The organism is Rhodococcus sp. 06-462-5, from assembly GCF_002258315.1.
Classification (GTDB): domain Bacteria; phylum Actinomycetota; class Actinomycetes; order Mycobacteriales; family Mycobacteriaceae; genus Rhodococcoides.
The window spans coordinates 26497-39312 of record NZ_NOYD01000016.1 but is presented as its reverse complement, the minus strand read 5'-3'; the positions used below and the strand labels follow the sequence as shown (position 1 = coordinate 39312).

At 65.3% G+C, this 12816-nt stretch carries 13 protein-coding genes; 4 read left to right on the top strand and 9 right to left on the bottom strand.

All coding sequences use genetic code 11. The features are described from left to right. On the bottom strand, positions 1-1778 hold a 1778-nt coding region (locus CH251_RS12075), incomplete at its 3' end, for an AMP-binding protein (RefSeq protein ID WP_094613475.1). 192 nt (positions 1779-1970) lie between these two features. On the opposite strand from CH251_RS12075, the gene CH251_RS27475 reads away from it, so the two are divergent. Further along, a complete protein-coding gene (locus CH251_RS27475; RefSeq protein WP_179273515.1) occupies positions 1971-2369 on the top strand; it encodes a hypothetical protein in 399 nt (132 codons plus the stop codon). Between the two features lie 35 nt (positions 2370-2404). Here CH251_RS27475 and CH251_RS12065 read toward each other — a convergent pair whose 3' ends face one another. The 6 genes from CH251_RS12065 to CH251_RS12040 all read right to left on the bottom strand — a co-directional run bounded on the left by CH251_RS12065 (position 2405) and on the right by CH251_RS12040 (position 7345). Then, positions 2405-3889: a carboxyl transferase domain-containing protein gene (locus CH251_RS12065; RefSeq protein ID WP_094613467.1), complete on the bottom strand. Its 1485-nt coding sequence runs from the start codon at positions 3887-3889 to the stop codon at positions 2405-2407. Between the two features lie 9 nt (positions 3890-3898). After that, positions 3899-5098 carry an ABC transporter permease gene (locus CH251_RS12060; protein WP_094613466.1) on the bottom strand — a complete coding sequence of 400 codons (1200 nt, stop codon included), beginning with the start codon at positions 5096-5098 and terminating at the stop codon, positions 3899-3901. Then, on the bottom strand, positions 5095-5988 hold the full coding sequence (locus tag CH251_RS12055; protein WP_094613465.1) for an ABC transporter ATP-binding protein: 894 nt from the start codon (positions 5986-5988) through the stop codon (positions 5095-5097). Before CH251_RS12055 ends, CH251_RS12060 begins: the two co-directional genes overlap by 4 nt. A gap of 16 nt (positions 5989-6004) precedes the next feature. Then, positions 6005-6556 (bottom strand): hypothetical protein, encoded by a 552-nt coding sequence (locus CH251_RS12050; RefSeq protein ID WP_094613464.1) that lies wholly within the window; start codon positions 6554-6556, stop codon positions 6005-6007. Next, entirely contained in the window at positions 6553-6825 is a 273-nt protein-coding gene (locus tag CH251_RS12045) for a helix-turn-helix transcriptional regulator (protein WP_032372936.1), read from the bottom strand. The genes CH251_RS12050 and CH251_RS12045 overlap by 4 nt, the downstream gene beginning before the upstream one ends. Before the next feature lie 64 nt (positions 6826-6889). Beyond that, the gene (locus tag CH251_RS12040; protein ID WP_094613463.1) at positions 6890-7345 is read right to left on the bottom strand and encodes a MarR family winged helix-turn-helix transcriptional regulator; all 456 of its coding nucleotides are present in this window, start codon (positions 7343-7345) and stop codon (positions 6890-6892) included. 81 nt (positions 7346-7426) lie between these two features. Between CH251_RS12040 and CH251_RS12035 the strand changes: the two genes are divergently transcribed. After that, positions 7427-8257 (top strand): alpha/beta fold hydrolase, encoded by an 831-nt coding sequence (locus tag CH251_RS12035; protein WP_094613462.1) that lies wholly within the window; start codon positions 7427-7429, stop codon positions 8255-8257. Between the two features lie 61 nt (positions 8258-8318). On the opposite strand, the gene CH251_RS12030 is transcribed toward CH251_RS12035, so the two are convergent. Beyond that, positions 8319-9950 carry an ABC-F family ATP-binding cassette domain-containing protein gene (locus CH251_RS12030; protein ID WP_094613461.1) on the bottom strand — a complete coding sequence of 544 codons (1632 nt, stop codon included), beginning with the start codon at positions 9948-9950 and terminating at the stop codon, positions 8319-8321. Between the two features lie 59 nt (positions 9951-10009). Here CH251_RS12030 and CH251_RS12025 point away from each other — a divergent pair, with 59 nt between their 5' ends. Next, the gene (locus CH251_RS12025; RefSeq protein WP_094613474.1) at positions 10010-10858 is read left to right on the top strand and encodes an aldo/keto reductase; all 849 of its coding nucleotides are present in this window, start codon (positions 10010-10012) and stop codon (positions 10856-10858) included. A gap of 23 nt (positions 10859-10881) precedes the next feature. After that, a complete protein-coding gene (locus CH251_RS12020) occupies positions 10882-11709 on the top strand; it encodes a uroporphyrinogen-III synthase (protein WP_094613460.1) in 828 nt (275 codons plus the stop codon). Between the two features lie 4 nt (positions 11710-11713). Here the strand turns inward: CH251_RS12020 and CH251_RS12015 are convergent, their stop codons facing one another. Beyond that, positions 11714-12781 (bottom strand): NAD(P)-binding domain-containing protein, encoded by a 1068-nt coding sequence (locus CH251_RS12015; RefSeq protein ID WP_094613459.1) that lies wholly within the window; start codon positions 12779-12781, stop codon positions 11714-11716. Positions 12782-12816 lie beyond the last annotated feature (35 nt).

Below are 12816 nucleotides of genomic sequence, written 5' to 3'. Positions count from 1 at the left end.
GCAACGATCTGCCGCATTGTCTTCCGCAGGATCTTGCCCGAGCGGGTCTTCGGCAACGCCCCGACGATCGTCACGTCCCGGAACGTCGCGAGTGCGCCGATCTGATCGCGCACCATGGCCACCAGTTCGGTACGCAGCTGTTCTTCGGTTATGGTCTCCCCGGCCTTGAGCACCACGTAGCCGCTGGGGCGCTGGCCCTTGAGGTCGTCGTGAATACCGATGACGGCGCACTCGGCAACCGCCGGGTGACCGGCCAGTACCGCCTCCATCGACCCGGTCGAGAGGCGGTGCCCGGCCACGTTGATGACGTCGTCGCTGCGGCCGAGGACGTAGACGTAGCCGTCGGCGTCGATGTATCCGGAATCGCCGGTGAGGTAGTAGCCGGGGAAGGTGTCCAGATACGAACGCTGGAAGCGTGATTCGTCGTTCCACAGTCCCACGAGTGCGCCGGGCGGCAACGGCAGCTTCACAACGATGTTGCCCTCGGTGCCGGCCTCGACCGGGTTGCCCGAGGCGTCTAGTATGCCGACCTGGAATCCGGGCACCGGTACCGTCGGCGAGCCCGATTTGATCGGAAGTGGTTCGAGACCGCGAAGATTGGCGCAGATCGCCCAGCCGGTTTCGGTCTGCCACCAGTGGTCGACCACGGGGCGGTCCAGGGTTCGTGAAATCCACTCGTACGTATCGGGATCGAGGCGCTCACCTGCGACGAACAGGGTCTCGAGCGACGAGGTGTCGTACTTCTCGAGCTCGGCCGCATGTGGATCGACCTTGCGGATGGCACGCAATGCCGTCGGCGCGGTGAACAACGCGCGGACGGCGTGATCCTGGATCACCCGCCAGAATGCGCCCGCATCGGGAGTTCCGACGGGCTTGCCCTCGTAGAGAACCGTTGTGGCACCTGCGAACAGCGGCCCGTAGACGATGTACGAGTGCCCGACGACCCAGCCGACGTCGGACGCCGTCCACATCACCTGACCGGCACTCACGTCGTAGATGTTGCGCATCGACCACGTCAACGCGACGGCATGACCGCCGTTGTCGCGCACTACACCCTTGGGCTTTCCGGTCGTGCCCGAGGTGTAGAGGATGTACAGCGGATCCGTCGCCTGCACCGAAACCGGTTGGGCTGCGGTGGCGTCGGCGATGAGGGAGTCCCAGTCCAACCAGTCGTGGCTGCCGGGAATTCCCTCGCGGGTTTTCACGATCACTGCGGGGACTTTCGCGGTCGTCAGCGTCAGAGCCCGCTGCACCAATGGGAGGTATTCGATGACGCGACCCGGCTCGAACCCGCCGCTGGCGGTGATCAGCAGGACCGGCTCCGCGTCGTCGATTCTCGCCGCGAGCTCCTTGGCCGCGAAGCCGCCGAACACCACCGAGTGCACGGCGCCGAGCCTGGCGCACGCGAGCATGGCGATGACGGCCTCGGGAATCATCGGCAGGTAGATCACCACGCGGTCGCCTGGGGAGACGCCGTTGCTGCGGAGTACACCAGCGAAACGAGCGACCTGATCGAGCAGCTCTGCGTAGGTGTAGCTGCGGGTGAGTCCGAGCATGGCCGAGTCGTAGATCAACGCGGTCCGGTCGCCGTGCCCGGCGTCGACGTGTCGGTCGAGTGCATTGAAACAGGTGTTCAGTCGGGCCCCGGGAAACCAGTGCGAGCCGTCGAACGCGGTGGTGGGTGGGGTGTCCCAGTCGACTCCTGCCGCGGCATCGAGCCAGAATTGCTCACGGTTGTCGACGCTGTCGTCGAAGGCCTGCCGATACTCGCCACTCATGGGGCGAGCGTAGTTCGCCGGGTACGCGGCGCGGGTCGGGTTGCGCACTACCGGCGACGATCGGCGGTAATCCGTCGACCGGCGGTCGTAGCGTGCACTCGTGCCCGGCGCACGTCAAAATTCGGGGCGCAACCGTCAAGATTGCGTCAACACCTCTGTTCGACGCCACCGCCCGGCGTGAGACTTCTTCTCATGACACTTCTCGACATGCTTCCGTCCCTCGGTGCCGCTTATGTTTCGCGGTGCGATCCAGCGCTCTGGCCTGCAGATACGCATTGCGTCTGCGGCCGCATCACCGTCGACGGCGTTGCGCTGGAGGATCTTGCCGACGCGCAGGGCACTCCGGTGCAGTGGGGTTCGATTCTGGTGACCCGGGTGCGTTCGGTGATCGCAGGTGAGGTGGGCGTCGACGCCGAGTTCGCGGATCTGCGCCAAGCCGTGGTGGTCAACCGGCATTCGGTGGGTCCGGTGGTCAAGGTCGATGTGCACGGCCCGGGTCGACGCTGCGTCAGTCCGGTGGAACTTCCCGCTGACCTGCGTGCGGGTGATGTCTTGGCGCTCGTGACCTCGCAGGTGCACGGCGGAGCCTGACCCGAAGGCACCTCGCTCACATGCGGCGGAGCCGCTCATCCCAGCGTGCGGTAGCGGCCGAGTCTGGATCGCGTGCGGGTGGCGGCGTCGACGGTCGACAACGTGCGGAGCTCCCGGACGATGGCATCGGCGACTCGGGCGGAAAAGGCGGCCGGTTCGTCGGCGGCGTCGGGGAGTTCGGGGACGATCGCGTCGACGATGCCGTCGCGCAGCAGGTCGACCGAGCGGATGCCTTGCGCCTCGGCCATATCCGGGGCGTGAGCGGTGTCCCGGTGCACGATGGCACTGGCACCCTCGGGCGGAAGCGGTGCGAGCCAGGCATTCTGGGCACACAGCACGCGATCGGACGGCAGTAGGGCGAGCGCTCCTCCGCCGGTGCCCTGGCCGAGCAGCACCGACACCGTCGGGGTATCGACGGTCACCAGGTCGGAGATCGAGCGGGCTATCTCGGGTGCCAGACCGCCCTCCTCGGCTTCCTTGGACAGTGCGGCACCGAAGGTGTCGATCACCAGTACGAGCGGGATGCGTAATTCCTCGGCGAGACGCATGCCGCGTCGAGCCTCGCGCAACGCCGCTGGACCCATTGTGGCTGTGGCGGTGCTGCTGCTCCGATCGTTGCCGAACAGCACGCAGGAGACGCCACGGATGCGGCACAGCGACAACAGGATCGAGGTGTCGGCCTCGCCCTGTCCGGTGCCGCTGAGTGGAACGTGTTCGCTGGCAGCGTGTTCGATAAGTTGCCGAATTCCGGGGCGATCCGCGCGGCGGGACGACTGCACCGAATGCCACGCCGAATTCTCGGGGATTTCCACCGATTCCTCGCCGGCATCCTCGGGCCACACGGCGGCGTCGACGATCACTCTGAGTGCGCGGATCAACAAGTGGCGCAGGTGATCAACCGGCACCACACCGTCGATGACGCCGTGCTGGTAGAGGTTCTCGGCGGTCTGGACGCCGTCGGGAAATGGCTTGTCGTACAACGCCTGATAGACGCGGGGCCCGAGGAACCCGATGAGGGCTCCGGGTTCGGCGACCGTGACGTGAGCGAGCGATCCCCAGGACGCGAACACGCCTCCCGTCGTCGGATTGCGGAGGTACACCAGGTACGGCAGGTGCGCCGCCTTGTGCGCGGTGACGGCCGAGGCGATCTTGACCATCTGTACGAAGGCGAGTGTGCCCTCCTGCATGCGCGTGCCGCCGGAGGTGGGGGAGGCGATGAGCGGCAGCCCCTCGGCCGTGGCGCGTTCGATGGCGGAGGTGATGCGCTCGGCCGCGGCAACGCCGATCGATCCGGCGAGAAAAGCGAACTCGCACGCGATGATAACCACGCGTCGACCCTCGAGGGTGCCCTCGCCGGTCACCACCGATTCGTCGACGCCGCTCTTCTCCCGAGCCTTGGCCAGATCCCTCAGATAGGACTCCCCAGGATGGACGTCCACCGGCGTGGCGTCCCAGGACACGAACGATCCGCCGTCGAGAACGGAATCGAGAATCTCGGCGGCGGACGTCCGTGGGTTCATGGAAGAACCCTAGCGAGCAAACGCTTCCTTCCACGAGACGGTCTTGCCGATCCGAAGAATGGAACGCTGGTAGATCTTCGCCGCGCCCATGGCCAGGATTGCTGTGGTGATGACCATCAGGACTGCCGAACCGACGATCTGCACTGGCGAGGTCACTCCGGCCGCGATACGCAGCGGCATCATGATCGCGGAGAACGGAGGAATCCAGCTCAGAGTGTTGGCGAGGGTGCTCTCCGGATCACTGACGGAATAGAAGGCCGCGAAGAACATCGCCATGATCAGGATGAGTAGCGGCATGGTGGTCGAGTTGACGTCCTCCTGCCGCGAGACCATCGAGCCGCCCGCCGCGTAGAGCACCGCGAAGAAGGCAAACCCCAGGATGAACCACGCCAGCGTTGCCGCGAAGACGCTCACCGCGGCACCGGTGACTGTGAGTACCCCCGTGCCCAATCCTGCTCCCACACCGGCTATTCCGTACAGAGCGAGCTGCAGGATGCCGACCGCGCCGATACCGAGGATCTTTCCCCACAGCAACTGCAGGGGGCGGACGGTCGAGAGCAGCAGTTCGACTACACGCGAGGACTTTTCCTCGACGACGCCCATCGCGACGTACATGCCGAAGCCGATGATCTGTGCATACAGCAGGAACACTGCCGACAGGGCAAGAGCAGTCCGCTGACCGGCCTCGGGATCCGGGGGATCGATCGCGTCGACCGTGACCGTTGCGGCACTCGTCGCTGCCCCGAGCTCGTTTTGATCGACACCCTGTTGCGCCAGTGCAGCATTAGTTGCCTGCGTTGCAACACTGCCTTCGACGACGGCGCGCAACGTGCCGGTCAGGTCGGACTCGGTGACGGCGGTGTACGCGCCCTGGGTTCCGTCCGGAACCAACGCCACGTCGAGATCTCCCGATTCGACGCCGCTGCGTGCGGCCCCCGCGTCGGCGATCTCGCGGACCTCGACCGGAGACCCGACGGCGTCGCCGGTTGCTTCCACCACGGCCGCGATGGATTGGTCTCCGGCGATGCCGACGACGTCGCGTTCTTCGTCACCGCTGCCGGAGAAAATCGAGAACGCGATGATGCCGCCGACGATGACAGCCAGAATGATGACGTTGCTGATGACGAAGCTCTTCTTCATCACCTGAACAGTGAACTCGCGCTTGGCTATCAAGGACACTGCGCTGAAGGAGTTCAATTGTGAGCTCATGCCACTACCGCCTCTCGGAACAGGTCGCTCAGGGAAGGTTTCTGGATGGAGAATTCGTGTACCGGGCCGGTCGCCAGTGCCGCCCGCAGGATGTCCTGGTCGTCGGCCCCGGGTGCCAAGCCCAGGACGGTGACGCCGTCACTGTGGCCGAGCGTGCTCACCCCGGCGATCCCCGACGCCCATCCGGGCGCCGCGTTCGGTGCGTGGACACGCAGTTGCGAATCTCCGGATCCGCGTAGTTCGTCGACGGTTCCGACGGCCTTCATCGAGCCCGCGGCGATGATGCCAACGCGGTCGCACAGCCGTTGCACCAGATCGAGCTGGTGGCTCGAGAACACCACCGGCACTCCGGCAGCGGCTTTTTCGCGCAGTACCTCGCTCATGACGTCGACGGCAATCGGGTCGAGTCCAGAGAACGGCTCGTCCAGAACCAGCACCGCGGGGTCGTGCACCAGCGCGGCCGCCAACTGCACGCGCTGCTGGTTGCCCAGGCTCAGCGCGTCGACGGTGTCGTTGACGCGCTGGTCGATGCCGAGTCGTTCGGTCCAGCGGATCACCGCGGCCTTGGCGTCCTTGGACGACAGCCCGTGCAGCTCGGCCATGTAGGCCAACTGCGGGCCCACCTTCATCTTGGGATACAGGCCACGCTCCTCGGGCATGTAACCGATGGTGCGGCGGACGTCGAGGTCGACGGGCTTGCCGCCCAACAGAACCTGACCGGAATCTGCCGACAGAACTCCCAGCGCGATGCGCATCGTGGTGGTCTTGCCGGCGCCGTTGCTGCCGACGAAGCCGAACAGCTCGCCCGGCCGGACGTCGAAGCTGAGGTTGTCGAGAGCGATCTTGTCGCCGTACCTCTTGGAGACGGAGTCGATCGTGAGGGTGCTCATGGTGCCCTTTCGGTCGTTACTTCTGATCGAAATCTTCGGTGTCTTCGAGTTCGGGGTCGGGGGTGATCCACGCGAGAACGACGGCCGGTGCGCATCCGCCGGCCAGCAGAGCAGCGAGCGTCCACAACGCTCCGGCGTACGCCAGGTTCTCGTTGTCGTACGTTCCCGACAGCACGATCAGGACCAGAACTGCCACCATCACCAGGGCCTGAGTGACGGTGAGGCCGATCGAGCGGGCTTCGTTGCGCTGCTGTACTTCCCACTCGTCGAGTGCGCCCACCGGTGCATCGCTGTGGCGACGTGACACTGTCTGCAACATCGTCCACGTGACGAGAAACATCACGGTGGCCGGGACCCATGCGATCGGTGCCCACCGGGAGAACAGAGACCACACGGCGATCACCAACAAAGTGAGCAAGGACGCCATCACGAAGACGGCGAGAATGCGACGACGTTCTTGGGTGCGCCAGTTCGGAAGCCAGTGACGGGTTTTCGCGTCGTGCTCCAGGAATCGTCGAGTTCGATACGCCTGATAGCGGGTGAGGAGGTCGGAGCTGGGTGTGGTCATCGATCCTTCTCCCTTCGGAAGAGTTCGGCCGAGAGTGGTCCGAGTTCGGTGCGCGAGAACACTGCTTCGATCGGCAGATCGAAGACGTCGCAGATGCGCATCGCGAGGTCGAGGCTCGGGTAGTGGTCGCCTCGTTCGAGGGCGCCCACCGTCTGGGGATTCACTTCGACGAGTTCGGCCAGTTGCGCGCGGCTCATCTTTCGTTCTGCCCGCAGAACACCCACCCTGTTGAAGATCGGGAGCGCGGTACCGCGCTTGACGGGGCTCATGACAATGAATTGTTGTATAAACCCAACGATGTGTCAACAGGTAATAACGAATAAGCCGATTCGTCTACGTAGCTTGCTGCTCCCGGGCGGAGGCGACGACCGCGTGCATGGTCGTCAGAAACTCGTCGATCGTTGCCCGCTGATCGGGTGTGAAGCGTGCGAGTTCGTCGACGGCCCGACCGATGACGGGGCCGAAGAAGCTCGTGCCGAGTTCGGCTGCGTGTTCGGTGACACGGAGCAGGACTCTCCGACGATCGGCTGGGTCGGATTCACGTGATACCAACTTGCGCTTGGCCATTCGATCGACGAGGGCGGTGACCGACGCGGATTCCAGGCCCAGCTGTCCGCCGAGCCAGCCGGGTGTGGCACGCGTTCCGGCTCGGTCCGCATCCAGCAGGCAGATCAGCGCGCGGATGTCTGTCGGGTGAAGTGAGTGCTTCTGGGCGAAGTCTGCGCCGAGGAGATCGAGCTCGACGGTGAGCGCTCGCAGCCGATGCACGGCGGCGACAGGTTCGGTCATGTGTCGATCCCTCGGGAGATGCTTTGCGAGTAGTCTCTCTATTGTCTACTATCTCGATCATCGAGAGAATAGAGGGTCGCAATGACGCTGGACGGATTCTTCTCCGCCTACGACCGGGTGCGGCGGAAGTGGCCGGTTGATACCCAGGCCATCGACGTGAACACGGTGCACGGCACCACCCGAATCAACGCCTGCGGACCTGTCGACGGCCCGGCTCTGGTGCTGTTGCCGGGGGCCGGTGCGACATCGACCGTGTGGTTCGGCAACGTCGCGGCGCTCTCGCAGCGCTACCGGGTGTACGCGGTGGACCTCATGGGCGACGTCGGACGCAGCGTTCCCGGCGACCAGTCGATCGACTCGGTGGAGAAGTTGCTGAACTGGGTGTCGGCGGTGCTGGATGAGCTGAAGTTGCCCACCGCGGCGCTCTGCGGACATTCCTACGGCGCAATGATCGCTTTGGCGTATGCGCTGGAAAATCCAGGTCGCGTCGATGCACTCACGCTGCTCGATCCCAATGCCTGCTTCGGCTCCATGAGTCCGCGATATCTGTTGCACGCCCTGCCGATATTGCTCACTCCCAACGAGAAACGGCAGCGGCGCTTCGTAGCGTGGGAGACCGACGAACTCGCATTGGATTCGGACTGGCTCGACGTGCTCGCGCTCGGGGCCGCGCATTTCCCGACGGCGAAGACCATCGTTCCGAAGCGCCCGAAGCCCGCTGCGTTCGAGGGATTCGATGTGCGCACCACCGTGGTCCTGGCGGGGAAAGGAAAGGTGCACAATGCCGCTCGGATCGAATCGGCTGTGCATGCGGTTCTGCCGAGTGCGAGGACGGTGATACTCGGCAGCGCCACGCATCACGGTCTGCCGATGTATCCCGCCGCCGAGGTGAACGAAATTCTGCTCAGCTGACGTGAATCGGGTGCAGTTGACCGCGCTCACCGCGGTCAGCTGCACCCGATTTCATTGTGACCTACAGTTCCGACAGCTGCCCGTCGGCCATGGTCCACTGGCGAGTGCTGCGGACCGTGTCGAGCATTCTGCGGTCGTGTGTCACCAGCAGCAACGTGCCCTCGAAGTTTTCCATCGCGCGTTCGAGTTGTTCGATGGCAGGCAGGTCGAGGTGATTGGTCGGCTCGTCGAGCACCAGCAGATTGACTCCGCGGGCCTGCAACAACGCGAGTGCTGCGCGGGTTCGCTCACCGGGCGAGAGCGACGATGCCGGCCGCAGTGCATCGTCGCCGCGCAGGCCGAACTTTGCCAGCAGGGTGCGGACGTCGGCGTCGGGCCACTCGGGAAGCGCGGCACTGAGGGCGTCGGACACTGTGCCCTCGCCGACGAAGTGTGCTCGTGCCTGGTCGATTTCGCCGACGGCGACTCCGGATCCGAGTGAGGCCGTGCCCTCGTCCGGGCTGAGCCTGCCCAGCAGAACCGACAGCAACGTCGTCTTGCCGGAGCCGTTCGGCCCGGTGATCAGAATTCGATCGCCCCAGTCGATTTGCGTCGTGACCGGTCCGAACGTGAACCCGGATCGCCGGACGACAGCACCGCCCAACACCGACACCACGGTTCCGCTCCGGGGAGCCGCCGCGATCTCCATTCGCAGCTCCCACTCCTTGCGAGGCTCTTCCACCACCTCGAGGCGCTCGATGCGACGTTGTGTCTGACGAGCTTTCGCGGCCTGCTTCTCGGTCGATTCGGCGCGGGTCTTGCGGGCGATCTTGTCGTTGTCGGTGGCCTTGCGTCGCGCATTGCGCACCCCCGACTCCATCCAGTTCCGCTGCATCTGCGCCCGAGACTCCAACGCGGACTTGGTGTCTGCGAACTCGTCGTACTTCTCTCTGGCATGCTGGCGCGCGATCTCGCGCTCCGCCAGATAGGACTGGTAGCTGCCGTCGTACACATCGATGCGACGCTGCGCCCGATCGAGCTCCACGACGCCCGTCACCGTGCGTGCCAGAAATTCGCGATCGTGACTGACGACGACGATGGCGGCCCGAGTCGCGACGACGAACTGCTCGAGTTGTTCGAGGCCCGCCAGATCGAGGTCGTTGGTGGGCTCGTCGAGCAGCAGGATGTCGTAGCGAGCGAGGAGAATCGCGGCGAGCCCGGCGCGGGCGGCCTGCCCACCCGACAGATCCGTCATGAGTGCAGACCCGTCGACCTCGAGACCGAGGTCCGCCAGCACCTTTGCTGTTCGCTCCGCCAGATCTGCGCCGCCGAGTGCCAGCCACTTCTCCAGCGCCGGGGTGTAGAGGTCTTCGTCACTCGAGCCCAACGCCTCGGCAGCGGCGTTCATCGACGATTCTGCTGCCGTGACCCCGGTGCGCCGACCGAGGAAGTCGAGCACCGTCTCCCCGGCGATGCGCTCGGGCTCCTGAGCCAGGTAGCCGACCGTGGCGTCGGGCGGGCTGGTGTAGATCTCACCCTCGTGATCGGCGGTTCCCACCCCGGCGAGCAGCGTCAACAGGGTCGATTTGCCCGCACCGTTGGCCCCGACGAGCCCGATCACGTCACCCTCGGCCACCGTCAGATCGAGGCCGGAGAACAGGGTTCGATCGCCGTGAAAAGCGGCGAGATCATCGATACGAAGCGTGGCAGTCACCGAACAAGTATCTCTGGCGGGATGGGAACAGATTCACCGTGCCGCCCGTTGCCATTCGTATGACGTATTCAGCCGAGACCAGTACCGTCCCGACCATCGTGCTCAACGACGGCACGTCCATTCCCCAGCTGGGGTTCGGTGTGTGGCAGGTGCCCGACGACGGTGCGCAGGCCGCAGTGACCGAGGCATTGAAGGTCGGTTACCGCAGCATCGACACCGCCAAGGTGTACGAGAACGAAACCGGCACCGGCCGCGCCATCGCCGACTCCGGCATCGCCCGTGACGAGCTGTTCGTCACCACCAAGCTGTGGAACGACGACCAGGGCTACGACTCCACGTTGAAGGCGTTCGACGCCAGCATGGATCGCCTCGGACTCGAGTACCTCGACCTGTACCTCATTCACTGGCAGCAGCTCGACCGCGACAAGTACATCGACACCTTCAAGGCATTCCAGAAGCTGAAGGCGGACGGCCGGATCGGATCCATCGGTGTCTCCAACTTCACCATCCCCACCCTGGAGAAGCTGATCGACGCCGTCGGCGAGACCCCGTCGATCAACCAGATCGAGCTGCATCCGCGCCTGATCCAGGAAGAGCTGCGCGCGTTCCACACCTCGAAGGGCATCGCCACCGAGGCCTGGAGCCCGCTCGGCTCGGGCACCATCCTCGACGAGCCGGTTTTCGCGAAGATCGCCGACGCTCACGGCGTCACCCCGGCCCAGGTCATCCTGCGCTGGCACATCCAGCTCGGCAATGTGGTGATCCCCAAGTCGGTCACTCCGAAGCGCATCGCCAGCAACTTCGACGTGTTCGGTTTCGAGCTCAGCAACGACGAAATTCAGCAGATCAACGCGCTGGACTCCGCAGACGGCCGCACCGGCCCGGACCCGGACAAGTTCAGCAGCTGACTACGGGGGCCTAGTCTGTACCCATGTCCGATTCGCTCGACGGCAAGACCGTTGCCCTCACCGCCGAGCGGCGTGCAGACGAATTGGCCACCATGCTCGAACGCCGCGGCGCGAACATCGTTCACGCCGCGGCGATTCACGTTCTGCCCCTGATCGACGACTCGGATTTGAAGTCCGCCACCGAGGGCATCGTCGAACGACCGCCGCAGATCGTGGTGATCAGCACCGGCATCGGTTTTCGGGGCTGGCTCGACGCGGCCGCCGACTGGGGTATACGTGATGATCTCGTTGCCGCCCTTAGCCATTCGCGAATCATTGCTCGGGGGCCCAAGGCGCGCGGTGCCATTCGTGGTGCGGGGCTGCGGGACGAGTGGTCCCCGGCCACCGAGGCCTCGCAGGAAGTGTCCGATCATCTTGCCGCCGAAGGTGTTGCCGGGGTGGACATCGCGGTTCAGCTGCACGGGGTGATCACCGAGTGGGAACCGACGATCCATCTCAACGACGCGCTGAGCGAACTCGGGGCACACGTGCGGCCGGTTCCGGTGTATCGGTGGATCCGCCCCGTGGATCAGGCACCGCTCATCGACCTGTTGGGGCAGATCATCGAGCATTGGGTCGACGCAGTCACGTTCACCAGCGCCCCCGCGGTGGCATCTCTGCTCTCGACCGCAAAGGACAACGGCCTGCTCGACGCTTTCCTCGACGCACTTCGCGGCCCTGTCGCCGCGATCTGCGTCGGGCCGGTGACATCGGCACCGTTGGATGCGTTGGGTGTTCCGACGTCCATGCCGAGCCGGGCGCGACTGGGCGCGCTGGCGAAGTTCGTGACCGAGCAGCTCTCCTCGCCGTAGAGACTCAGCCCAACGTCTCGAGCAGCTCCGTCACCGCGGCTCGTCCCGCGCGATTGGCCCCGATCGTGCTGGCGGACGGCCCGTAGCCGAGCAGATGGACGCGGTGGTTCGCGGCGACCCGGGTGGTGAGCCTGCCGTCCATGACGATTCCGCCGCCGTGTTCGCGCAGGCGCAGCGGAGCGAGGTGGTCGAGGGCGCTGCGAAAGCCGGTGGCCCACAGGATCACATCGGCGTGCTGACTCGACCCGTCCTCCCACACCACCGAATCTTCCGTGATGGACGAGAACATGGGCTTTCGGTCGAGCGCGCCGCGCTCGCGTGCGGCGGCCAACGACGGCGTCAGCAACAGGCCGGTCACCGAGACCACCGAGCCGGGTGGCAGGCCCGCCCGCACCCGTTCCTCGACCATGGCGACGGCCTTGCGTCCGGCATTCTGATCGAATTCGCCGTCCCGGAACACCGGTGGTCGACGCGTCACCCAGGTCGTCGTGGTGACCTGGGAGATCTCGTCGAGCAATTGGACCGCCGAGATGCCGCCGCCCACCACGACGACATGCTTGCCGGCGAACTCGTCGGCGGTCCGGTAATCCTTGGTGTGCAGCTGCCTGCCTGCGAACGTCTCGGCACCGTCGTAGTGCGGAACGAACGGCTTCTCCCACGTTCCGGTCGCATTGATCAGTCCCTCTGCCATGACGACGGTATCGCCGGCTTCGACCCGGAATCGAGGTTCCCGATCGCACACGACCGTCACCGTGACGGGGCGTCGTACATGGAGTTCGAAGCGTTCTTCGTACTGGCGGTAGTACCGGGGAACGGCATCGGCGGCCGCGACGCTCTCGGCCGGCTCGTCACCGAGGGTGTCCGCGAACGCCATTCCGGGCAGGTCGTGCACCCCATTGACCGTGCTGAGCGTCAGCGAGGGCCAGCGGAACTGCCACGCGCCGCCCGGGCCCGGCGATCGGTCCAGCATCACGAATCCCTCACCGGAGGTCAGGCCCGCCCGATGCAGGTGATAGCCGGCCGAGAGTCCGGCTTGGCCCGCTCCGATGACGGCGACCCGAGTGTCGATCATGCAGACCAGTAGATCAGGCCCCGCACTGTCGATTC

Coding starts and splice junctions, on each gene's coding strand:
- CH251_RS27475 (WP_179273515.1), top strand. CDS start 1,971: ATGACACTTCTCGACATGCTTCCGTCCCTCGGTGCCGCTTATGTTTCG.
- CH251_RS12065 (WP_094613467.1), bottom strand. CDS start 3,889: ATGAACCCACGGACGTCCGCCGCCGAGATTCTCGATTCCGTTCTCGAC.
- CH251_RS12060 (WP_094613466.1), bottom strand. CDS start 5,098: ATGAGCTCACAATTGAACTCCTTCAGCGCAGTGTCCTTGATAGCCAAG.
- CH251_RS12055 (WP_094613465.1), bottom strand. CDS start 5,988: ATGAGCACCCTCACGATCGACTCCGTCTCCAAGAGGTACGGCGACAAG.
- CH251_RS12050 (WP_094613464.1), bottom strand. CDS start 6,556: ATGACCACACCCAGCTCCGACCTCCTCACCCGCTATCAGGCGTATCGA.
- CH251_RS12045 (WP_032372936.1), bottom strand. CDS start 6,825: ATGAGCCCCGTCAAGCGCGGTACCGCGCTCCCGATCTTCAACAGGGTG.
- CH251_RS12040 (WP_094613463.1), bottom strand. CDS start 7,345: ATGACCGAACCTGTCGCCGCCGTGCATCGGCTGCGAGCGCTCACCGTC.
- CH251_RS12035 (WP_094613462.1), top strand. CDS start 7,427: ATGACGCTGGACGGATTCTTCTCCGCCTACGACCGGGTGCGGCGGAAG.
- CH251_RS12025 (WP_094613474.1), top strand. CDS start 10,010: ATGACGTATTCAGCCGAGACCAGTACCGTCCCGACCATCGTGCTCAAC.
- CH251_RS12020 (WP_094613460.1), top strand. CDS start 10,882: ATGTCCGATTCGCTCGACGGCAAGACCGTTGCCCTCACCGCCGAGCGG.
- CH251_RS12015 (WP_094613459.1), bottom strand. CDS start 12,781: ATGATCGACACTCGGGTCGCCGTCATCGGAGCGGGCCAAGCCGGACTC.